Raw genomic sequence first — 21,589 nt, 5'->3', positions numbered from 1 at the left:
GTATCTAGATTACAGAAGTCCAAATCAATATGAGGCGGACATGAAGAAATTGAAAAAAGTAGCTTAACTGGGTTGGTCAATTTTGGTTGACCACGTCAAACGAAGTTCAAATTCGGTGCCTTCGTTATTGGTTGTGTTGTTGGTAACCGTATTCTGAGTATTGAAGTCGGTACGCTCTTGCTCAAAGAATGAAAGGGCAAAATAGAGTGTATCGTCAACGAGAGAACCTTTAATACCGTATTCCATCAGCTCAGACGTGTCGAATGCACCACCACCACTAGGTTGATTGAGTTGGCCAACACCAATCTCGGCGCCCTGGCCTGCAACAAGGGTAGCTTGCTCTGCTGCAGTGATATAAGGAATAAGGCCAAATTCAAATTCATATGAAATACTAGCGTTCCAAGACCATCCATCTACGGTTTCTTCAGCATAAACTGGTGTTTCATCTCCAGTAGCACCCAGAAGTAAATCCGTGCGCGATGTGCTTTCAATATCAATAGTGTCGTATCGTAAACCTAGTACTAAGTTTAAACCCCAGTCCCAAGTTAAATCGGTCATTGCAGCAATGCCTAAGTCTAAGTAATTACCTACGTCATAGTTGTCGTAGTTTTTACCCGAGCGGGTAGACAAAAGGCGGCGATCGAGCGCTGAAGACGGCATGGTTAGGTCGCGACGATTAAAGAACTCGTAAGTGAAGTCATCGCCGTGCTCAAAGTCGGTATAGCGCACAGATGGAGAAAATTGAAATTGCGCTAATAGTCCGTCGTTCTCATATTCTGTCGCAAAAATTAGTTTGTCTTCTATAACCCAGCTGTCATGGAATTGTGAGAAGCCATAAGCATTTTCGTTTATGTTGTCGTATGCATCATAGAAAAGCTGGTTGCGAATTTCCCAATTATCCGTGTAGTAAATGGTGTCGAAGTAGAGCGTTATGGCTTCGTTACCAAGTTGGTCATCAGGTGCTACCAAAGTTTGGCTACCACTTAAGGTCGTAGTACCTGGGTTTTGTAATGCCATTAGAGGATCGAAAAAGTCGCCTGTAACCGAATCTAATGGGACAGCTGGCGTGAAAATAAACGGTGAAATCAAGTCGGCGACTTCAGCATATTCTTCGTGACTGATTTGACCGTCGCCGTCCGTATCTAATGGTTGAGCCGTACCTGTAATATAGGTTCCGTCGTCAACTAACTCCTGAGTTAATCGGTTCCAGCCGGCCACTTGGTTACCATCGTAGTCGTGGTACATACCACCAAATTCGAAACGAAGGTTATCGGTAATATCGATATTAAATGATGCTTGAAGTACGGTTTGATCAGTCTGGGTATTGTCGTAGTAACTGTCAGAGTTTTCTAGCTCACCGTATATGTAATAGCCCATTTCTTTACCGGCAACACTAGTCGGTCCGCCAACTTCTGCGGTTAAAATGCTCTTGTTCCACGACCCCGTTGTGTAAGACAACGCGCCTGTTGGTGCATCTAAATACTGCCCCGATGACGCACGGGCAGACTTGGGATTAAAGTTCAGATAACCACCAATTTTTGATGGGCCGTAAATAGGTGATGCCGGACCACGAACGATGTCGATTCGGCTGGACGCGCCAATAGGCGTAGGGTAGTTACCTGGGTTGTCTAAGCGCTTAACACCGCGGAAGTAAGTTTCCCCGGGCGTGCCCCGCACATCCAGAGAGCCTGCAACACCGAAGAACGACTGTGTGAATGTACCTGGTGCGAACGCGACGAGTTCATCAATGTCTGAAACGTTGAAGCGCTCCATTTGCTCTTGAGAAATCGTGGACGCTGAGCGAGGCGTTTCGAGAATAGATTTGCCAAAGCCAAAAACTGACTCAACGTCTTGGCCAGGAAGGCTCCCAAGGGATCCTGTTACCTGAATTTTTTCAACATCTTTTTCTTTAACCTCTGTCTCTTCTTGAGCAAAAGCTTGCGACGATAGCGCGACCGCGGTAGTCATTGCAAAAGCTTTTGCTAGAGGAGATAAATTGAATGTAGTGTTTTTCATGGTTTCCTCGTTATTTTTAGTTGCCCCTTTTTAGGGCTCTTTTCACGCATTTTTATATGCGTTTTGTTATTGGCAAGAGAGTTAGCAGGATGAGTGCCAACTACTTGTCCAGTTGGTCAACTTTTAACCTTCTCTTAAGTTGCTGAATTATAGGGATAAAAATATATAATGTTGTTCTTATATTGTTGTTTTTATGTAAATAAACTCAATCGCATAAATGCATGCACTTATAAGGTGATTTTTAGCGAGCTTTTGCACTAAAAAGAGCAGAGGTTACGCCCGGTTGTCCGTCTATACTTAAAATGTGTGTCGAGTGAGCTGAGTGCTTAACAACCTCATGGTTTACAACGGCTTTTTCATTGAGTGCTTTCGGCGCCCTACGGTTACCTTCTGGCTTTGGGTTGTGAATAAGCTCGTAAGCAGGGGTGTCCTGAGCAACGCCAGTGCTGCTTTCAATTTTTTGTGCACTAGCGTGTGGGGAAGCAAGGGGCTTTTTTCCAGGTAAGGTTAAATCAAGGATGACGGCGGTAAGGCCGGCCGAGGTTACTGGGGAAAGTAAGATATTTTCAAGCCATGAAGGCAATTCAGAAAGGGCTTCTGGTACCATCATTACACCAATCGCCATACCTAGCGCACACGCTGTCACCAAACTACTGCGCCTATCAAGCGCGTAGCTGGCTAATAGCTTTAAACCGCCCACGGCCACCATGGCAAACATAACCAGAGTAGCACCGCCAAGAACTGGCTTGGGAATAGCCTGCAGCACACCACCTACAATGGGGAAGAACCCAATAGCAACGAATAGCGCTGCAACAAAAAAGCCGACCTTACGGCTGGCGATGCCGGTTAATTGGATAACCCCGTTATTCTGGCCAAATGTAGTATTTGGAAAGGTGTTGAACATGCCAGCAAGTAACGAATTAACGCCGTCGCCCAAAATCCCGCCTTTCACTCTTGCAAGATAAATCGGACCGCTCACAGGCTGCTTGCAGAAAAGACTATTTGCGGTTAAGTCGCCGGCCGTTTCTATTGCACTAAACAAATAGATGAGCGCGATAGGTAAAAAGAGAGTGATATCAAATGCAATGCCAAAGGCAAAAGGGGTGGGGATCGCTACGACGGAAAGCGAAGCAAGGCCGCTGAAATCTAATCCTTTTGTAATGCCAACATAGGTTGCGCCAATCGCCATACCAATAAAGATGGCGCTTAAACGCAGCCAATGATTTGTTGAGGCGTTCAAGAAAACAATGATGAGCAACACGCCTAGGCCGACGGCTAAGTTTTCTGTGCTGGCGAAGTCAGCGGCGTGAAAGCCTCCCGCAAGATCAGTCATGCCTACGTTTATCAAGCTTAGCCCAATAGCAGTTATTACAATTCCTGTAGTTAATGGTGTAATGATACGTTTGAGCTTATGTACAAATAGACTAAACACCACTTCGACCATGGCACCCGCCATAGTTAATCCAAACAACAAAGACAAGACATCTTCGGATGTTCCTCCATCCGCCTTGACCTGATTTCCTGCCAGTATCAATGCGCTAATAAACGCAAAACTGGTACCTTGGATGGCTACCAATCCACTGCCTACTGGGCCTATACGCTTTGTTTGAATTGCCGTGCCTAAGCCGCTTACAAACAAGGCCATACTGATAAGATAAGGCGTGTATTCAGTAAGGCCCAGTGTTGATGTAACAATAAGAGTCGGGGTAATGACACCGACAAAGCTTGCAAGTAAATGCTGAAATGCCGCGGTAAGTGAAGGAAGAAATGCCGGACTATCATGTAAATCGTAAAGTAGTTCGCTGTGATTTGAAGACATGGTTATTCCTTGTTATTTCCTTAATTGGCGAAGACGGAGACGGCGCCGAGTCACACTCGCTATGATTTATCTTAGTGAAGTACTGATAGCCGCCGTTTAGCGCTTGATTAGTTGCTAGCTCATACCACCATTTGCCGTACGCCGAGCCTGATAAGTGATGGTGCAAGTCACCGCCTTTTGGAAACTGTTTAAGTAGTTGATAGGTCTGTGAGTCGGTCAATGACTGTGTATATTGCTTAAACCAATTGTTTGCGTCTTCTTCAGTAGGAAAGGGGTTTGCGGCGGAATAAAGACCAACAAAGGATAAAGACAAAATGAACAGGGTTCGTACAACAAATGACATGAGCAATTTTTCTTAGCAATAGTTGCTCTATGGTTGCAAGATATTGACCAGTTGGTCTGCTTGGTAATGTGTTTTTAAGTTATTGTTTTAAAGTGCTTTTTATGTGAATTTGGGTCAGGTGCAAATAATTAGGCAATTCGTAAGCCCCATTTTGGTGCCTAAACAAAAAAATGCGCTAAATTAGCGCATTTTTTCAGAGCAGTGCGAACGGTCGTTTTATAGGACTACGCCTTCATCTAACGTCACAAAAATTGAGTGGCGGACTTCATTGTACATTGCGCGGGAACAATGGCCTTCGCCTTCTGTGTCTTCTAGCAATAGTACGTCACCTGCTCCAAACACATGACGTTCACCGTTAGACACCGTAAATTCAGCACGCCCTTTAATAATGAAAAGGAGTTGTCGCGCCGGCGCTGGATGCCACTTAAAATCATAATCTGCGGGCGTTTCGCGAAAAATTATTTTATCTGCACCGAATTTCTCTGAAAGCATACCGATAGGACCGCCGTCTTTTAGCGCAATCTCCACTTCGCCAAAATGACTTTTGCCTGCTTCATCGTTGTAAATCCTTGTTATTTTCATTATTAACCCTTCATTAAAACTTTACTGATTTGACCACTACGTATGCTTGAGCTTGCTAATGGTTTTATAAAGTACTGACAAACTGGCGGCCACGTCATCAATGGTAATAGATTCTGCAGGGTGGTGACTTATTCCGCCCTTACAACGTGTGAACAACATGGCCACAGGGCAAATATCAGCAATAGCCATAGCGTCATGACCTGCTCCCGAGGCAAGGACTCTTGGCTTAATCCCGCTTTCTTCTACCCCCTGAACGAGTGCTTCTTTCAGCTGGCTATCGCAATGTACCGCGGGCGCGCTGTGGGTTTGCTCCTGTGTTAGCGTTATTTGTCTTGCATGCGCAATGGCATCAAACTTTTGCAATATTTCTGCCAAGACAGAATCTCGCAATTCATCATCTTCGCTTCTGATATCGAGAGAAAAACGTGTGCGACCAGAAATGACGTTAACGCCGTTTGGCGCATTCTCAATTTTACCTACCGTGGCTACAACGCCCGGACGCTGCAAGCTTATGCTCTCTACAGCCAATAGCATCTCTGCACTTGCGCACAGCGCGTCTTTGCGCATAGACATCGGCACAGTGCCAGCGTGACCCGCCATGCCTTCTACTGAAAAATTAAAACGTTTTGCACCAGCAATAGCACTGACAACGCCAACAGGCAGATTTTCTTGCTCTAAAACAGGGCCTTGTTCAATGTGAAGTTCTATGTAGCCCAGAATGTCGGTACGGGAAATAGCGGCACTGTTTACTGCGTCGAAATTAAGGCCGAAGTTCGCCATGGCTTGCTCTAAGTTCACGCCATTTTCATCTTTTAAATGACGCCATTGCTCTTGCCACTTACCGGTGAGCGCGCGGCTTCCTAAAAGGGTGGTGCCAAATCGCGTGCCTTCTTCATCACAAAAACCCACAATATCGATATGAAAAGGGAACTTGGTTTGCGTGCCATCAAACATAGCGACCAGCGAAATAGCGGCGACCACGCCTAGCATGCCGTCGTACTTTCCGCCGTTAGGCACAGTGTCGAGGTGGCTGCCTAGAATTAATCGCGGTGCGTTGGGCACGCTTGATGTATAGCGCCCCCATATATTGCCAACGGCGTCTTGCCAGGTGGTCATTCCGGCTTCAATCATCCACCCTGAGGCGAGTTGATTTGCAAGCTTGTGTTGTTCGGTCAAATAGCGCCTGTCTAAACAGGCTGGGTCCTGGCTTAAGGTGCCTAATGTTTCGCACCTTGCCATAACTTGCGTAGCCAATTCAGCAAATTCTGCGAATTCACCCATTGGTGACTCCCGCCGCTTTAGCCTTAGCATAAACGCTAAGCGCAGCATCTACCCCTTTACCGGCAGGTAGCGCAAACCCTTGCATACGAAGCACAGTTTCAAGGGACTGAAGGGTATGTAACACGGCATCTTCTCTGGCGTTATAGCCCATAGTGCCAATGCGCCAAATTTTTCCTTTCAGCGGACCAAAGCTAGTGCCTATTTCAATGTTAAAACGCAGAAGCAAGGTTTCGCGTACCTCTTCGCCATGAACACCCTCGGGAATATGAACACCTACAACGTTGTACATTTTGTGTTTCAGATCGCCAAAGGGCTCAAGTCCCATGGCCTGAATGCCGGCTAGCATGGCGTCGCCCGCTACTTTGTGACGAGCAATCACGTTCTGCTGGCCTTCTTCTAAATGCAGGCGCGCGCATTCACGGGCGCAATAAAGCATACTGGCCGCTTCGGTGTGGTGATTTAGTCGCTCTTCGCCCCAATAATCCATGATCATGGGCAAGTCGAAGTAGTTAGAACGAATTTTAGGGCCACGCGCAGCTTCATGGTGAGCATCGCGAATGCCGGCTTCAACGTGGTGACGGGTACGCACGGTTTTAACAAACTTGTCGCTTAGTGTAATAGGAGCACTGCCTGATGGGCCTCCTAAGCACTTTTGCAGGCCAACTGACACCGCATCTAATTTCCATGCATCAACGTCTAGCGGGTTCCCACCTACTGACGCTGTTGCATCGCAGTAAAACAACACATCGTTTGCTTCACAAATCGCGCCAATTTCTGCAAGCGGCTGCAGCATGGTGGTGGACGTATCCCCTTGAACAATGGCAAGCAGTTTTGGTTTTACGTCTTTTATCGCCTTTTCAATCTGTTCAGGTGAAAACACTTCGCCCCACGGCACTTCAATGGTGTGAACTTCAGCGTCGGCGCGCTCTGCAATTTCAGCAAGCAAATGCCCAAAACGCCCGAAGATAGGCACGAGGACTTTATCGCCTGGCTCAATTGCCGACACCAATACAGCTTCAATTCCAGCGCGCGACGTACCGTCAACCAAAAAAGTTTGCTGGTTTTTCGTATTGAAAACATCGCGGTAAAGTTGCATCACCTCGTTCATGTAGCCAGTCATTACAGGGTCATATTGACCTACTAACTGGGTAGACATGGCGCTTAACACACGGGGGTAGCAGTTAATTGGGCCCGGGCCCATTAGCAAGCGAGGCGGCGGGGATAGTGGAGCAAACGTTCTGTTAGAAGCTTCTTTAGACATGTGGGCACTCCTAGATAAGCACTTGCGCTAGCATGCGCAAGCCAGTGATGATGAGAACAACGGCGAAGATTTTCTTAAGTAAGCCAGCGTCTAGCTTGTTGGCTATGCTTGCTCCGACAGGCGCAAATAACACGGTGAGCGGAACAATGCAGACAAACCCCAGCAAGTTTACATAGCCGTACGTAGCGAAGGGAGCGTCAACAGGAGTGGTACCAACAAATAGCAGCGTGAGTGCCGCTGGAAGCGAAATAATTAAACCGACTGCAGCAGCGGTACCCACCGCTTTGTGTGCTGGGTAGTTACAAAATGTGAGAGTCGGCACGGTTAACGTACCGCCACCAATGCCTACCATAGAACTAAATAGGCCAATGCAGGTTGCCATAATCGACTGACCCGCGCGGCCCGGTAGCCCTTTAAATAGCGCGTCTTTCTTGCCAATAAGCATATTAATGGCAGACAAGGTTGCAATAATGCCAAACAGTAAGGTAAGGAACGTCGGGTTAACCGCCGTCACCGCATAGCTTCCGGCAAGCACGCCAATTAAAATGAACACTGCCCACGCTTTTAGCAACGCAAAGTCTACATTGCCCTTACTGTGATGAGCACGAATAGAGCTTACTGAAGTAGGGACGATGGTTGCCAGAGACGTTGCCGTGGCTATTACCATTGCGCTCTCAGGGGACACACCAAGGGCTTGGAACAAGAAGAACAGTACCGGCACGATGACAATACCGCCACCTACGCCAAGCATACCTGCTAATATGCCTGCGAAAACGCCTGTTCCCGCAAGCGATAATATAACCGTTAGGTTATCCATTAAAAACTGCATGTGATTTCTTTCTCTTTAACGTTTGTTGGTTCAACTATTTGTCAGTGCTGCGTCTTAGCCACTGCGAATAAACTAGCGATGTCCAAAGTAGGCTTTGCCGTCACTTCTTGGGTCGCTTGCGCCGCTAACCGTACCTTCTGTGTCGCGAATGATTGCACCAGCATGACCCATGAGTTCGTTGCAAGGATCTACCGTCACCATATCGTGGCCCCGTGCCAGTAAGCTTTCCCCCACATACTCAACTAAGTCACGCTCTGCTTTTAAGTTGTGACTCTGATCGCCCCAGGTTCTACCAAGTAACCAACGGCCTAGGGAAATAGCCTTGGCGATAGGTTGACCGTGGTACACATGACGAGCAAACAGCGCCGCTTGGGTTTGAGGCTGACCTTCACCACCCATGGTGCCGTAGCTCATGCGTCGACCGTCAACAAGCTCAGCGAAAGCGGGGTTAAGTGTGTGAAATGGTTTTAAGCCTGGCGCCAAATATTGGTTACTGTTTGGATCGAGTGAAAACGAAGTGCCACGGTTGTTCCACACAATGCCTGTTTGCGGGCTCACTACGCCCGAGCCGAACTCCCAATATAGCGACTGTATATAGCTCACCATTCGACCTTCAGAGTCGCAGCAACCCATCCAAATAGTATCGCCGTGCTTGGCTTCATGGGGCCAAGGAAGTGCTTTATCTAAAGAAATGTTCTTCACCATTTCATCAAGTACATCATCACTTAACAGGCTTTGTAAGTTAACGGGCGTACGAGACGGGTCGGTAACGTTCGCGTTGCGCGCAATAAAAGCTTGTTTTGTGCACTCGATAAGTAAATGCACCATGTCAGCATCGGTGCTGCCTAAATGCTGAACTTTGTCGTACAGGGCTAAAATAATGAGCGACGCCACACCTTGTGTGGGCGCCGGCAAGTTATAAAGCTTGCCTTTGCTGGTGGATACTGACAATGGCTCAACAATTGTCGCTTTGTAATTATTGAAATCTTCAAGACGAATAGGGGAGCCGGCGGCTTCTAAGTCTTCTGCCAGCTGCGAAGCTAACTCACCGTGGTAAAAGTCATCTAACCCTTTTTCTGCTAAATGCTTCAAAGTTTCAGAGAGCTTTGTTAGCTTTAAAATTTTACCTTTTTTAAGGACTTTCCCCTTAATCAAAAACTGAGCGAAATTTTCATCCGCACTTAGCTCGTCAAAGGTTTTGTTGCTGGCATCCACCAAGCTCTGGGTAACTTCAATCCCCCAGTTAGCTTGACTAATCGCCGTATCGAACAATGTACTTAATGGTAAACCGCTTTGCCATTTGTGACTTATTTCAAGCGCGGCTTGCCAACCAGCAACTGCGCCTGCCATGGTTAATGCTGACTTTCCGCCTCGACTAGGTATGGCATCGCTACCCTCGTAGAAAGAAGGTGTCGCGCCCTTTGCTGCTACGCCAGATGCATCAATGCCAATCGGCTTTTTACCAGGTTCACTGATTAGCCAAAATCCATCACCGCCCATGCCATTCATGTGCGGGTATTCAACCGCGATAGAGGCTGCAGCAGCTACCATAGCTTCAATAGCGGTGCCGCCTTTTTCTAATATGTTTAAGCCCACTTGCGATGCCGCAAAGTGAGGGGCAGTAAACGCTATATTTGGTTTTTCACTCATTTTTAATTCCTTCAAAAACTTGGCAACCGCGCAGTCAGGTTAAGCCCAAATCAGGCAAAATGACGGGCGCTTAGGTCTTACTTCCGCTTTCTAGTTTCAACTTGAATGCGATAGGGCGCTAATGCTTTTTTTAAGTGCAACTTAAAAAAACAGGCGCGCTTTACACGTTTAGCGAGTGGTTAGCTTTTTTGCTAACGCGAGAAGTGCAAGATCGTTGCCTTTTTTGCCCACTAGCGATAATCCGCATGGGGCGTTGTGTAGGGTAAACAACGGCAAATGAAGTTGGGGTAATCCCGCAAGCCCAGCTATCGCCGTGAGTGCGAGCAGAGCGTTTCTATCATTTGCCAGCGTTGTTTCATCGGCATCACATCGAGGTGCTACACCGGGTGTCGTGGGAATAATCAGTACGTCTATGTCTTCAAATAGAGCATTTAAATGATTGATTACCACAGATTGTTGCGCTTTAGCTTGTTGTACATCTTGTGTCGTTATGGTTTTACACCAATTTAAGCGCAACATTATATCTTTGGCGATATCGGGTTGAGTGTATTCAATCCATTCGCCGTGTTGCTGCCATATTTCATTGCCCTGTAAGGTACGAAAGGTAGCGGCAGTTTGTAAGGTTTTTACATCTAGCTGTGTCTCTGACAATACAATACAGTCGTTGTTATCTGCCAGCGCTGTAAGCCATGTTTTGCACAGCGATTTGTGAGCGGCCTGCTCAAATAAATGCGCTGCTATGCCAAATCGAGGCGAACCTGATATTTCACTTTGTGTTGCGCTATCTATGCAGACATTGGCAACCTTAGTCAGCGTGTTTAGGTCGCGTGTCATCCAGCCCACGGTATCAAACGACGGAGCAAGTGCCACCATATTGTCGCAGGCCACAACGCCGTGCGTGGTGCGAAGCCCCCATAACCCTTGATAGCTAGACGGTACGCGAATGGAGCCGCCGGTGTCGGTACCAAGCCCTATGTCGGCAAGGTGCGCGCTAACGGCCACCGCTGAACCTGACGAAGAACCACCAGGTATATGAGCTGGTGCCACTGGATTTACCAGTGTTTCGTAGTGCTTATTCTGCCCGTGTAAACTGTAGGCAAGTTCATCAGTGATGGTTTTGCCTTTGAACGTGGCACCCGCTTGAAGCATCTTTGCTACGCAACGATTTGTGTTTTTCGGAATCGCGTGTGTGGCTAACCAATCAGGATTTCCTGCTGCAGTTGGCAATCCTTCAATGTGAAACAAATCTTTCACTGCCAGACCTAGTCCGCTAAGCGGCAATTTACTTTGACTTTTTGCCTGATTCAGCGCTTTTCCTGACGCCGAAAATGCGTCATCTTTAACACTACCGTCAAGACTGAATGCGATTTCTAGGTTTTTAATTGCCTGTGTGAACTTGGCATCACAGGGCTTCAGTACAAAAGGAGAGCTCACAGCGCGTTACTTATTCGTTATTGTTTCTTTATTCGTCTTTAGATTAATGAAACAACTGTTTCATTAAAAAGTCAAGAGAAACGAATGTTACCTCACTGGACACTTTAGTAAGTACGTTAATCTCTGTGAGTTACATAATTGGAAAAGCGCTGAGTAAATCGTTAAAGAACACTAAATAAGTTGCTAAAAGCCTTGGGGGTTTTGCTTCAGGTATGCAACTTCTTCTGGTGTCGACTCGCGCCCTAAAATTCGGTTGCGGTGAGGGTAGCGGCCAAACATTTCAATTATCTGTTGATTGCGCTTTTCAAAGGTGAATTCTCTTTCAAGGCCTTCTTGTGAAAATAGTTCCAATGCGACGTCGTGGATTGCGAGTGATTCACTATGCATAAACGGCATATACAGAAACGCGCGCTGCTGCGGTGTAAGTACTTTATCGGCTTCAACACTTACCGCTTCTTGCGCAAGAACCAAAGCAATGCTGTCTGCACTGAATGCATCTTTGTCATTGCGATGAATATTTCGCGAGAATTGATCGAGAAGAATTATTTCGGCAAGACGACCGGTAGCCGTCGCTCGCCAAGGCCACAACTCGCCCTTTATGGCTGCTGCACGCAATTTTGAAAATCGCGAAGTGATCGTTTTATCTAGTGCTGCATCTTCCTTAAACCATTGCTCTGGGGAGAGTTCTCCAAACCAAAAGTCTAGCACACCGTTAGCTTCTTCCATGACTACTTGCGTTTTATCCATATCAACTCCAACCACACGCTTTTAGCAGTGAAATTAAATTAACAGGTACGTTCTTATGCATTAAAACCCAAAATAAGCGTTGTGAATTAATAATTATACCCATTTTTAAGCGCTTTAGTTCCCTTTACGCTTGCAAAATAACAATTCTCTGCTATCCGCTCTCTTTATAGTATTGCTTAAAAAGTGTTTCATGGGAAGAGTTAACGCTTTGGACTTTCTAACTCATCCATTTGAATGTAGATGTCAGTAATTGCGTCGACGCGGTCTGCGGCCTGGCTTCCTAATACTTCGTAGGTGAGGTTACACAGTGATGCAACCAGGCTCATTGGAGCCGCGTAACTATCAAAAGGCGAATCACTGCCAATGTGGGTAACCAGCAGGTGGTCGACATCGTGACGATATCCTTGGCCCGTTGGATCGGTAATTAATACGGTTTTACAGTGTTTAATACTATTTAAAACAAACTTGAATTGTCGGGTTCTACGACGAAAACCAAAAAGTACGACAAGATCATTTTCGGTTAGGTCGATAATATCTTCACTAAGTGTTTGACCGGGCTGAGGAAGTACACGGACCGACGCACGAATTTGTTTGAGTTGCTGCCTGAAATGAAGTGCAATGGGGTAGGCGTTTCTAAAACCAATCAAGGTGACCTGGCCTGCTGATGCCAGCAATTTAGCAATATCTGTCAACGCCTCTGAGGAAGTGCTTTCAAATGTATTGGCCAAATTCTTACTATCATTCTCATGCTGAAGTACGCCACTTGAAGGGCTTACAACAGGCACGCCTTGCTCACGTAGCTGAACAAGCGCTTCTTTAGCTTGCTGGTGCGAGTCAAAACCCAGCTGGCGAAAGAAGCGACTGACTGTGGCCTTTGACGTCCCCGTTTTTTCTGCAATTAAAGACGTAGATTGACTTAATACTGCGATAGGATTCTGCTGAATATAATGCGCAATAGCCTTTCCCGAAGGGGACAAAGAGGCATAGTGGTTTTCAATTTGCTGTAAAACGTCGCTAGGGCTATTTTTTGTCATTGGTATCGCCTTATACATCTTATGCAATTATTTCACGACTTTTGTGCGATATACAAACACTACCTGAATGCAACGCGTTCACGTACTTCAAAATGGGTTTTTCGAAGCCGATTATTGAAGTAGAACACTATAATAAGCGTTGTTGCGCACTGCTAAAAAACGCTTATAAGTTTCCTCTGATCTTAAAAAATCTTATCTATATAAAGAGTTACGAATGCGCAGTAAAGCATACGGCTAAAGTATCACCTAATTAATCACTCATGCTTTGCAAATTGGCACTACACTTTCATAGACATAAACCGTAAAAATTCATAAAAGTGTCATAGGTTGGTAATTATCTTGTTGGTTTAGCATCGATTCTAGTTAGTAAAAACGTTTGGGGAATCGATCAGCGAACTTAGCATGATCGAGAGAAAGAGGTGAGTTGTGGCAAAGCTGTGGTCTGAATTGATCTTGCTCTTTGTAGTGATTCCCTTTGCCGTTCTCTACTGGATAAAGCATTTTGCAAATTATCTCATGCCTATTCTAGGCGTTATGGGACTTTGTTGCTTAGCTATCTTGTTAGCAGATAAGCAATTTAAACGCATTAAATTGTGGCATTGGGACGACTATCGAACGCATTTAAAAAGTACGCTAAGGTTGTTTTTACCTTGGGCGAGCTTACTGGCGCTGGTAGTTTACTTTTTTAAACCGGAATTGTTCCTCCATTGGCCTATGAACCAGCCATGGATGTGGGTAGCTACATTATTGATTTATCCGCTTGTGTCGGTCATCCCGCAAGAGATCATTTTTCGAACGTACTTTTTCCACCGTTACAAGCGAATACTGCCTTCGAAATATGCAAGGTGGGCCTTAAGTACTTTTTTATTTGGTTTAGCCCACTTAGTGTACGGTAACTGGATTGCTGTAGTCATTTCTTGGATTGGCGGTGGCATTTTCGGTTATAGGTATATGCAAACTAACTCGACGCCCGTGGTGGTTATAGAACACGCTATATGGGGCAGTTTTTTATTTACCATCGGGCTGGGATCTTATTTAGTTATCGCGTCGTAGTTATTTATATTAAAAACCGAAACACATGAACGCCAAGGAGTGAGGTGATGTTCAGTGCGCAACAAATATTGCAACCCTCTATTTTAAACAAGCGAGTGGGGCTTTTTTTCCCGCAAACCGACAGCGAACCTTTAATACAAACTTTGCTTCAACAAAGTGACGAAGGTGGCGCAATAAGCAGTTTATCAAGTGCACAGTCACTACTCTCTCAGCTTTGGGAGAACTTTGTTTATCGATTACCGGGGTTGGCGCTAGGCTTAGTTATCATGGCGGCGTTTATCCTTTTAGCGCCGCATATTGCAAGGGTTTTAGTTAAACCGTTAACCCGTACGACTACATCTCCACTGCTGCGCTCAGTCATTCAAAGAAGCGTCAGTTTAGTCTTAATTTTACTCGGTATTTATCTATTTTTGTTCTTAGCTGGGCTCACCGGGTTTGCAATCGCGGTGGTGAGTGGTACAGGTGTGGTAGGGCTTATTCTTGGTTTCGCCTTTCGCGACATCGCCGAGAACTTTATTTCAAGTCTACTGCTTACTATTCAACGCCCCTTTAGAATAGGGGATATCGTACAAATCAACGATTTCACCGGCATCATTCAGAAAGTTACGGCACGTGCGACTACACTGGTGGATTTTGACGGCAACCATATTCAAATACCTAACGCGACTATTTACAAAGGGGTAATCAAAAACCTTACGGCCAATCCGCTTATGCGTGGCCAGTTTGTTATTGGCGTTGGCTACGATGCTGACATACAACAGGCGCAGCAAATTGCACAAGAAATTACGTCAGCACAAGACAACGTGTTAACCGACCCTGAACCGCAAATTCTCATCGACGAATTAGGCCCCTCGACCTACAACATCAAGGTTTATTTTTGGGTGGATGTAGAGAAAACGAGTGTATTAAAAATGGCGTCGGTGCTGATGCGTAAAATCACTCAGGCCTTCTTAGAGGCGAATATCAGTATGCCTGATGATGCGAGAGAGCGCATTTTCCCTGAGGGTATGCATATTTACCACGCTTCCGAGAAAGAAGCTTCAAGCGCTCGTCCTTCTGAAAATGAAGCAAATGAGTTACGTGAAATAACTACAGACCAAAAGAAAGTAAAAAGCTTGGATAGCGAAGAGAATAGTGGAGCCACAGAAAATCGAAACGAAAGGTCAAGTGCTAAAGGGGCTGGAAATACGCGCCCACAAGAATCGAAAATTAATGATGATGTGTCTTCCGAAGCCCATGAGATACGAGAGCAGGCCCGGAATTCGAGAGATCCGGAGGCAGGAGAAAATATTCTTTAACATTTATTATGTGAAGGATTATTGGAATGTGTCATTTGCCCTCTTTTCAAATCTAGAAGGGAAACGAACATATTGAACGTGTTACAGCAAAGCTGGCCAGAGGTGAGGAGATGTTCAGCAAAAGCTGGTCTGGTGGATTTGCTCGTCTCGCTATTAAACAGGCGCGACGGGCGATAGATTACATCTACCAAGGAACCCTTGCCATAAGTTGACATGCGCTTTCATGACGCTGCTGTATTGATTGAATCCGTCTTGTGACTGTTGCCTGATGTAGCGTTTGAATTCCTCGTGCAGCGACGGCTGCGCAAGCCAGTCTTCCCATAATGGCGCTAGTTTGTAATGGTATTGATTTACCAAACTTCCTACAGGTTGAATTTCCTCAATAAAGAAAAGATAGAATACATTACGCAATATTTTTGCTTTGTCGCTGGCGCGGCCTTCTGGGCAGCTTACCGCATCAAGCTCGGTTTCAAGCATATTCGTAAGCAATGAGAGGTTTTGCGTTAAGGTTTGTTGTGTATGCCAAAGTGTAGCGGGTAACCTGGCTGAGCGTATAATTTTTAATTGTTGTTCAAGCTCGCTGCTCTCAATAATACTCTCACTATTATTTTCATTCGTATCCTCTGTTTCTGTATCGCTCGATGCTGTAGTGGAAGAATACATATCGCTCAAGAGCACTTCTTTGTTACTTAAGCTGTTGATGTAATAAAGCGCGTTTACGCTAGAAAGTGCGTCTTTATTATTTTCAACTGAGAAAAGACGTTCAGGTGTATTAAGCGCCAGACGCAACTCTTGGCTCCCTTGGACTAGGTTTGCCCACGTTTTACTGTAGTCTTGTGTCTTTTGTTCACGCCACGATGCGATGGTTGCTGCCAGTGCCGCGTTTCTCTGGTTAGACTCGTTTTCTTTCGTGAGCATTGCTTCACAGCTTTTGAGTACATTAAGCAGCTTGCTCTCATAAACAAGCCGCTGTGATGGCAGCTGACTTTTTCCTAGCGACGTATTGCGTTCGGCAACCACTGTGCCTAACTCACAATCTTGCAGCGCATAAAACTCACGCATGTTTATACTCACGCCCTCAATAGCGTGTTTAAGCGTGGCGGAGTCAGCAAGTTTGGGAAGCGGGGTGGTAATCTTATCGTTAAACGAATCGGGGAGGGGCGTATCGAGTACACGCGAGAGTCGTGCGGCGTAATCGTCAATGCTTTGCTTTACGGTACTACCGCCAAAACAGCCTAGCAAAGCAAACATGGCAACGCTGATGACACCAGCGCGGCAAGCGTTTCTTAGTTGCGAAACTTTTAGGTGCCATGGTTTCGCTTGGGAAATATTCACGCGGAGGCACCAGTATGAAGTCCGCGCCCGCCATCGACATAAATGATTTGTCCAGTGATGTAAGGGGCCGATGCTAAGAACGACAATGTTTTAGCAATATCATTTGGTGTACCTAGTTCACCCAGTGGAATACTTGATATCAGTTTGTCTTTTTCGTCCTCGTCCATTTCCCGTTCTGGCCACAAAATTGCCCCTGGCGCAATACCATTTACGCGAACGTTGGGGGCTAAGTCTATAGCTAACGATTGGGTTAGTGAGGCAAGACCGGATTTAGCAATGAGGTAAACACTGTGTTTGGGGAGTGGACGGTCGATATGCATGTCGACCATATTGACAATGCAGCCTTCATTTACCGCTAATGCTGGTGCCAATGCTTGTGACAAAAACAATGGCCCCTTCACGTTACTGCCTATCAGAGATACCCAGTCGTCTTCTGAAATTTCGCCCACCGGAGTGGGGTAAAAACTAGAAGCATTATTTACTAAAACGTTTATCTGACCCCAAATGCCTAGTGCTCGCTGCCCAAGTGCACTTACTTCGTCTGAATTACAAAGGTTGGCTTGGAGACAGGTAGCAGAGTCCTCCCGCTGACTATTTAGCTTTTCAGCCAGCGCGAGTGCCTCGTCTTTAGAATGCCCATAATGGATAATAACGCGATAGCCTTCGCTATGAAGCTGACACGCCATGGCGGCGCCAATTCGCTTTGCTGCCCCGGTAATGAGTGCTACAGGGCCTGAGTTTGTCATAATAAAAGCTACTCTCTATTTTAAATCTTCATATGTTTATATGCTGTTCTTACACATGTTAAGCGCTATCTAATGTAGGATTTCTACGGTAATTCACGCATAAACAAGTAACAGACAATAACGTACAGGCTTGTTCGTATGTCGCTTTGTATATCGCGCTATACATTGCCTATGCGCGGCACTACTTAGGAATTAGGGGCTGTAAATGTCGTCTACTACTTGTCTGGCTTGCGCAATGTAATGTGCGCCGAATAATAACCCGTGATTTAAAATATGGTAAAGCTGGTAAATTGGTTTTCTTAATCGGTAATTTTTTTCAATTGGGGTGTGTTGATGGTAACCCTCAAAGAATGATTGGGGAAAGCCACCAAACAATTCGGCCATGGCAAGGTCGGTTTCCGCATCGCCAACATACACAGCGGGGTCAAATAACACCGGTCCTTTTTTATTAAAGCCTGCATTGCCAGCCCACAAGTCGCCATGAAGTAGTGAAGGGTGGGGTTGATGTAAGCTCAAGAGATGTCTTACTCGAGTAACAATATCGTCTATATTGCCATCTTCGCTTTTCCATATACCAATTGATGCCAAGCGTTCTAGCATGCTACCAATCCGTTTTTCTGCAAAAAAGTCAGCCCAAGACGCCATTCTTCCATTTGTTTGTACACTGGCACCAATGTAATTGTCATGCGGCCATCCATAGCTGGTGTAGGCGTTAACCGCATGAAATGCAGCGAGTTGCTGCCCTAAAATGAAATAGTCATTTTCAGAAGGTTCAATAAATCGAACATGAGAAAGTACCAAATATTCCATATTAGGCGTTTCATTGGCTGTAATTCCATGGCAAATGACTCGCGGGGTAGCAATGGTTTGCGTGTTAGCGATGGCCGCTAGTCCTTCGGCTTCATGAGATAATTGCTGAGTATCATCATATTTGCGGGTTTTAACAAAGTAGCGATGGGTCGTATCTTTTATGATGTAACTTTCGTGTGTATCTCCGCCACTTACTCGTTCGGCTTTATGGCAGCTAAAAAACTGCTGGGTTTCATCTGAAATATGCTCGCTGATAAAATGCCACATATTGCACGCTCTGCTTGTTTTAATGTTTTTTTTCAAGGCGATTGGAGTGTTGAGTGACTCTTTCCTATGGCACACTAGAACACCAGCGAAGAGCTAGTCCAGCAACCTTTATCGCCTTACACTAAAGTATGGGATAAAAATGGTGAAATGCATAAATTCCTACTCAAAATCTTCCTAAACGAAATCAAACCTTCACAAATTAGCCAATAAAGGCTTTTCGATATTGAAGTTGCCCCTACACTGGTTATAATCCACCACTTGCTTTAATACTGAGAAAACTCAGTAAGTTCGAGGCGTATACAGTTTTGCAGTACCAATGCGCTGTATTTTTATGCTGTACTTTAGTCGCTTCAAATAAAGCAAGTTTCGAGTGCTATAAAGCACGATTAAATTTTCAAAAATATGCATGTGGCGCAGAGTAGGCGTCACCACTGTAAAGGAATTAAAATGCCTGTAATTACCCTTCCTGATGGAAGCCAACGCGCTTTCGATAACCCTGTTTCTGTACTAGATGTTGCAAACGATATTGGCCCTGGTTTAGCCAAAGCAACCATTGCGGGGAAAGTAAACGGCGAACTTGTAGACGCTGTTGACATGATTGACGCAGACGCACAACTTCAAATTATCACTGCAAAAGACGATGAAGGTTTAGAAATTCTTCGTCACAGTTGCGCGCACTTGTTAGGTCACGCTATCAAACAACTTTGGCCTAACACTAAAATGGCTATCGGCCCAGTTATCGACAACGGTTTCTACTACGATGTTGATATGGAAGAAAGCCTAACCCAGGAAGATTTAGCCAAACTAGAAAAGCGTATGCTTGAACTGGCTAAAACCAATTACGACGTGGTTAAGAACAAAGTTAGCTGGCAAGAAGCACGCGATGCATTTGAAGCGCGCGGTGAAAGCTACAAAATGGAAATTCTTGATGAGAACATCAGCAAGGACGACCGCCCAGCACTGTATCACCACGAAGAATACACAGATATGTGTCGAGGCCCTCACGTGCCAAACATGAAGTTCTGCCATCACTTCAAACTGATGAAAGTGGCAGGTGCTTACTGGCGTGGCGATAGTGACAACAAAATGCTTCAGCGTATTTACGGTACTGCGTGGGCAGATAAGAAGCAGCTTAAATCTTACCTACAGCGCTTAGAAGAAGCTGAAAAGCGCGACCACCGTAAAATTGGTAAAGCCCTAAACCTTTTCCATTGGCAAGAAGAAGCGCCAGGCATGGTGTTTTGGCATAACGACGGGTGGTCAATTTATACCGAGCTTGAAAGCTATGTTCGTAAGAAACTACGCGAATACGGTTACGACGAAGTAAAAGGCCCATTAATGATGGACCGCTCGCTTTGGGAAAAGTCAGGTCACTGGGACAAATACGCTGAAAACATGTTTACGACTGAATCTGAAAAGCGTGAATATGCCGTTAAGCCAATGAACTGCCCAGGCCACGTACAAATTTTCAATCAAGGTTTGAAATCGTACCGCGACCTGCCTCTTCGTATGGCTGAGTTTGGCTGCTGTCACCGTAACGAACCATCGGGCGCACTTCACGGTCTAATGCGTGTTCGTGGCTTTACGCAAGACGATGCTCACATTTTCTGTACTGAAGAACAGATCCTAGAAGAGGTGAGTGGCTGTATTAAGATGGTGTACGAGACATACGCTGCGTTTGGTTTCGAAAACATCAAAGTTAAGCTGTCTACTCGCCCTGAAAAGCGCGTGGGTGCTGACGAGATTTGGGACAAATCAGAAGCTGCGCTTGCGGATGCACTTAAAGCCAATGACATCGAGTTCGATTATCAGCCTGGAGAAGGTGCGTTCTACGGACCGAAAATTGAGTTTACACTGCACGATTGCTTAGACCGTGCATGGCAGTGCGGAACCGTACAGCTAGATTTCTCAATGCCAGGTCGATTGGGCTCTACTTATGTAGCAGAAGATGGCGAGCGCAAAGTACCGGTAATGATTCACCGCGCTATTTTGGGTTCATTAGAACGCTTTATTGGTATTTTGACCGAAGAATTTGCAGGTTTCTTCCCACTCTGGTTGGCACCTCAGCAGGTTGTGGTAATGAATATTACCGACAAACAAGCTGAATATGCCTCAGATTGTGTAAAAAAACTGCAAGAATTAGGTTTTAGAGCAAAGTCTGACTTGCGAAATGAGAAGATCGGCTTTAAAATCCGCGAGCACACATTAAAGCGTATTCCATATATGCTAGTTGTGGGCGATAAAGAAATGGAAGCGGGCGAAGTAGCAGTGCGCTCTCGTCGCGGTGACGACCTAGGCAAAATGCGCCTGGAAGACTTTATTGCCATGGCTCAACAAGAAGTTGTTGAAAAGACGATTAAGTAGTTGAGCAAATTGTGTATAATACACAATTAAGGTGTCTGCTTTTGGTTTTACTTTGGGTCAACCGACCTCCCAAAAGCAGACAAAAGAATTAAATGTTTGGAGGAATAGCACATTAAAGGCGCTAACAACAAGGCTCAGGGCGACAAAGCCCGCATTAACGATGAGATTAAAGCCAGAGAAGTAAGATTAATTGGCAAAGACGGTGAACAGGTTGGTGTGGTTTCGCTAGCAGATGCTACGCGTGCCGCTGAAGAAGCGAGCCTAGATCTAGTAGAAATCAGTCCAAATGCCGAGCCGCCAGTCTGTAAAGTTATGGACTATGGCAAATTCCTCTTCGAAAAAAGTAAAGCTCAAAAAGAGCAGAAGAAAAAACAGAAGCAAATTCAGGTCAAGGAGATTAAATTTCGCCCTGGCACTGATGAAGGCGATTACCAGGTCAAACTGCGCAACCTGCGTCGCTTTCTTGAAGGTGGTGATAAAGCCAAAGTTACGATCCGCTTCCGCGGTCGTGAAATGGCGCACCAAGACATCGGTATCGATCTACTAAACCGCGTTAAAACCGATTTAGAAGATATCGCTACATGCGAGTCTTTCCCACGTCGTGTGGAAGGCCGTCAGATGATCATGGTGCTAGCCCCAAATAAGAAGTAGTAACGGTCTAAAGTTTTAAGGAATCTGCACCCTTAAACACCTTGCTGCTAAACATTAACCGGTATGAAG

The 21,589-nt window shown here is 45.6% G+C and carries 18 protein-coding genes; 4 read left to right on the top strand and 14 right to left on the bottom strand.

Annotated features, from left to right (window positions below; genetic code table 11):
- Window positions 1–63: 63 nt before the first annotated feature.
- From BIZ39_RS12995 to BIZ39_RS12945, 11 genes are all read right to left on the bottom strand, one after another.
- Complete coding sequence (locus BIZ39_RS12995; protein WP_410369563.1) at window positions 64–2,016, bottom strand: TonB-dependent siderophore receptor; 1,953 nt, start codon at window positions 2,014–2,016, stop codon at window positions 64–66.
- Window positions 2,017–2,257: 241 nt separating this feature from the next.
- A complete protein-coding gene (locus BIZ39_RS12990) occupies window positions 2,258–3,835 on the bottom strand; it encodes a uracil-xanthine permease family protein (RefSeq protein ID WP_187447185.1) in 1,578 nt (525 codons plus the stop codon).
- Window positions 3,795–4,178, bottom strand: a complete 384-nt coding sequence (locus tag BIZ39_RS12985; RefSeq protein WP_262385762.1) for a hypothetical protein — start codon at window positions 4,176–4,178, stop codon at window positions 3,795–3,797. The genes BIZ39_RS12990 and BIZ39_RS12985 overlap by 41 nt, the downstream gene beginning before the upstream one ends.
- Before the next feature lie 216 nt (window positions 4,179–4,394).
- A complete protein-coding gene (locus BIZ39_RS12980) occupies window positions 4,395–4,760 on the bottom strand; it encodes an AraC family ligand binding domain-containing protein (protein WP_014976207.1) in 366 nt (121 codons plus the stop codon).
- A 36-nt stretch (window positions 4,761–4,796) separates the two neighbouring features.
- Window positions 4,797–6,041 (bottom strand): allantoate amidohydrolase, encoded by a 1,245-nt coding sequence (locus tag BIZ39_RS12975; RefSeq protein ID WP_187447184.1) that lies wholly within the window; start codon window positions 6,039–6,041, stop codon window positions 4,797–4,799.
- Window positions 6,034–7,302, bottom strand: coding sequence for a pyridoxal-phosphate-dependent aminotransferase family protein (locus BIZ39_RS12970; protein ID WP_187447183.1), 1,269 nt, complete (start codon window positions 7,300–7,302; stop codon window positions 6,034–6,036). The genes BIZ39_RS12975 and BIZ39_RS12970 overlap by 8 nt, the downstream gene beginning before the upstream one ends.
- Before the next feature lie 10 nt (window positions 7,303–7,312).
- The gene (locus tag BIZ39_RS12965; RefSeq protein ID WP_014949089.1) at window positions 7,313–8,131 is read right to left on the bottom strand and encodes a sulfite exporter TauE/SafE family protein; all 819 of its coding nucleotides are present in this window, start codon (window positions 8,129–8,131) and stop codon (window positions 7,313–7,315) included.
- A 72-nt stretch (window positions 8,132–8,203) separates the two neighbouring features.
- Window positions 8,204–9,781, bottom strand: a complete 1,578-nt coding sequence (locus tag BIZ39_RS12960) for a gamma-glutamyltransferase family protein (RefSeq protein WP_187447182.1) — start codon at window positions 9,779–9,781, stop codon at window positions 8,204–8,206.
- A 168-nt stretch (window positions 9,782–9,949) separates the two neighbouring features.
- The gene (locus BIZ39_RS12955; RefSeq protein ID WP_187447181.1) at window positions 9,950–11,215 is read right to left on the bottom strand and encodes an amidase; all 1,266 of its coding nucleotides are present in this window, start codon (window positions 11,213–11,215) and stop codon (window positions 9,950–9,952) included.
- Between the two features lie 183 nt (window positions 11,216–11,398).
- Window positions 11,399–11,962, bottom strand: coding sequence for a DUF924 family protein (locus BIZ39_RS12950; protein ID WP_187447180.1), 564 nt, complete (start codon window positions 11,960–11,962; stop codon window positions 11,399–11,401).
- Between the two features lie 200 nt (window positions 11,963–12,162).
- Window positions 12,163–12,996 (bottom strand): MurR/RpiR family transcriptional regulator, encoded by an 834-nt coding sequence (locus BIZ39_RS12945; protein WP_039227167.1) that lies wholly within the window; start codon window positions 12,994–12,996, stop codon window positions 12,163–12,165.
- Between the two features lie 426 nt (window positions 12,997–13,422).
- On the opposite strand from BIZ39_RS12945, the gene BIZ39_RS12940 reads away from it, so the two are divergent.
- Window positions 13,423–14,049 carry a CPBP family intramembrane glutamic endopeptidase gene (locus tag BIZ39_RS12940; RefSeq protein WP_187447179.1) on the top strand — a complete coding sequence of 209 codons (627 nt, stop codon included), beginning with the start codon at window positions 13,423–13,425 and terminating at the stop codon, window positions 14,047–14,049.
- A gap of 47 nt (window positions 14,050–14,096) precedes the next feature.
- A complete protein-coding gene (locus BIZ39_RS12935) occupies window positions 14,097–15,347 on the top strand; it encodes a mechanosensitive ion channel family protein (protein WP_187447178.1) in 1,251 nt (416 codons plus the stop codon).
- A gap of 153 nt (window positions 15,348–15,500) precedes the next feature.
- Here the strand turns inward: BIZ39_RS12935 and BIZ39_RS12930 are convergent, their stop codons facing one another.
- The 3 genes from BIZ39_RS12930 to BIZ39_RS12920 form a co-directional block, all read right to left on the bottom strand.
- On the bottom strand, window positions 15,501–16,598 hold the full coding sequence (locus BIZ39_RS12930; protein ID WP_222936583.1) for a DUF3080 family protein: 1,098 nt from the start codon (window positions 16,596–16,598) through the stop codon (window positions 15,501–15,503).
- 80 nt (window positions 16,599–16,678) lie between these two features.
- Window positions 16,679–17,428 carry a pteridine reductase gene (locus BIZ39_RS12925; RefSeq protein ID WP_187447176.1) on the bottom strand — a complete coding sequence of 250 codons (750 nt, stop codon included), beginning with the start codon at window positions 17,426–17,428 and terminating at the stop codon, window positions 16,679–16,681.
- Window positions 17,429–17,620: 192 nt separating this feature from the next.
- Window positions 17,621–18,505: a fructosamine kinase family protein gene (locus tag BIZ39_RS12920; RefSeq protein WP_187447175.1), complete on the bottom strand. Its 885-nt coding sequence runs from the start codon at window positions 18,503–18,505 to the stop codon at window positions 17,621–17,623.
- Between the two features lie 447 nt (window positions 18,506–18,952).
- Here BIZ39_RS12920 and thrS point away from each other — a divergent pair, with 447 nt between their 5' ends.
- Both thrS and infC read left to right on the top strand, forming a co-directional pair.
- Window positions 18,953–20,869 (top strand): threonine--tRNA ligase, encoded by a 1,917-nt coding sequence (gene thrS, locus BIZ39_RS12915; protein ID WP_187447174.1) that lies wholly within the window; start codon window positions 18,953–18,955, stop codon window positions 20,867–20,869.
- Between the two features lie 111 nt (window positions 20,870–20,980).
- The gene (gene infC / locus BIZ39_RS12910) at window positions 20,981–21,520 is read left to right on the top strand and encodes a translation initiation factor IF-3 (RefSeq protein ID WP_171338159.1); all 540 of its coding nucleotides are present in this window, start codon (window positions 20,981–20,983) and stop codon (window positions 21,518–21,520) included.
- Window positions 21,521–21,589 lie beyond the last annotated feature (69 nt).

Origin of the sequence: Alteromonas sp. BZK5 (genome assembly GCF_014349115.1) — a bacterium.
Lineage (GTDB): Bacteria > Pseudomonadota > Gammaproteobacteria > Enterobacterales > Alteromonadaceae > Alteromonas > Alteromonas macleodii.
Note: the sequence above shows the minus strand (reverse complement) of the source record. Positions and strands in the feature narration are given on the sequence as shown.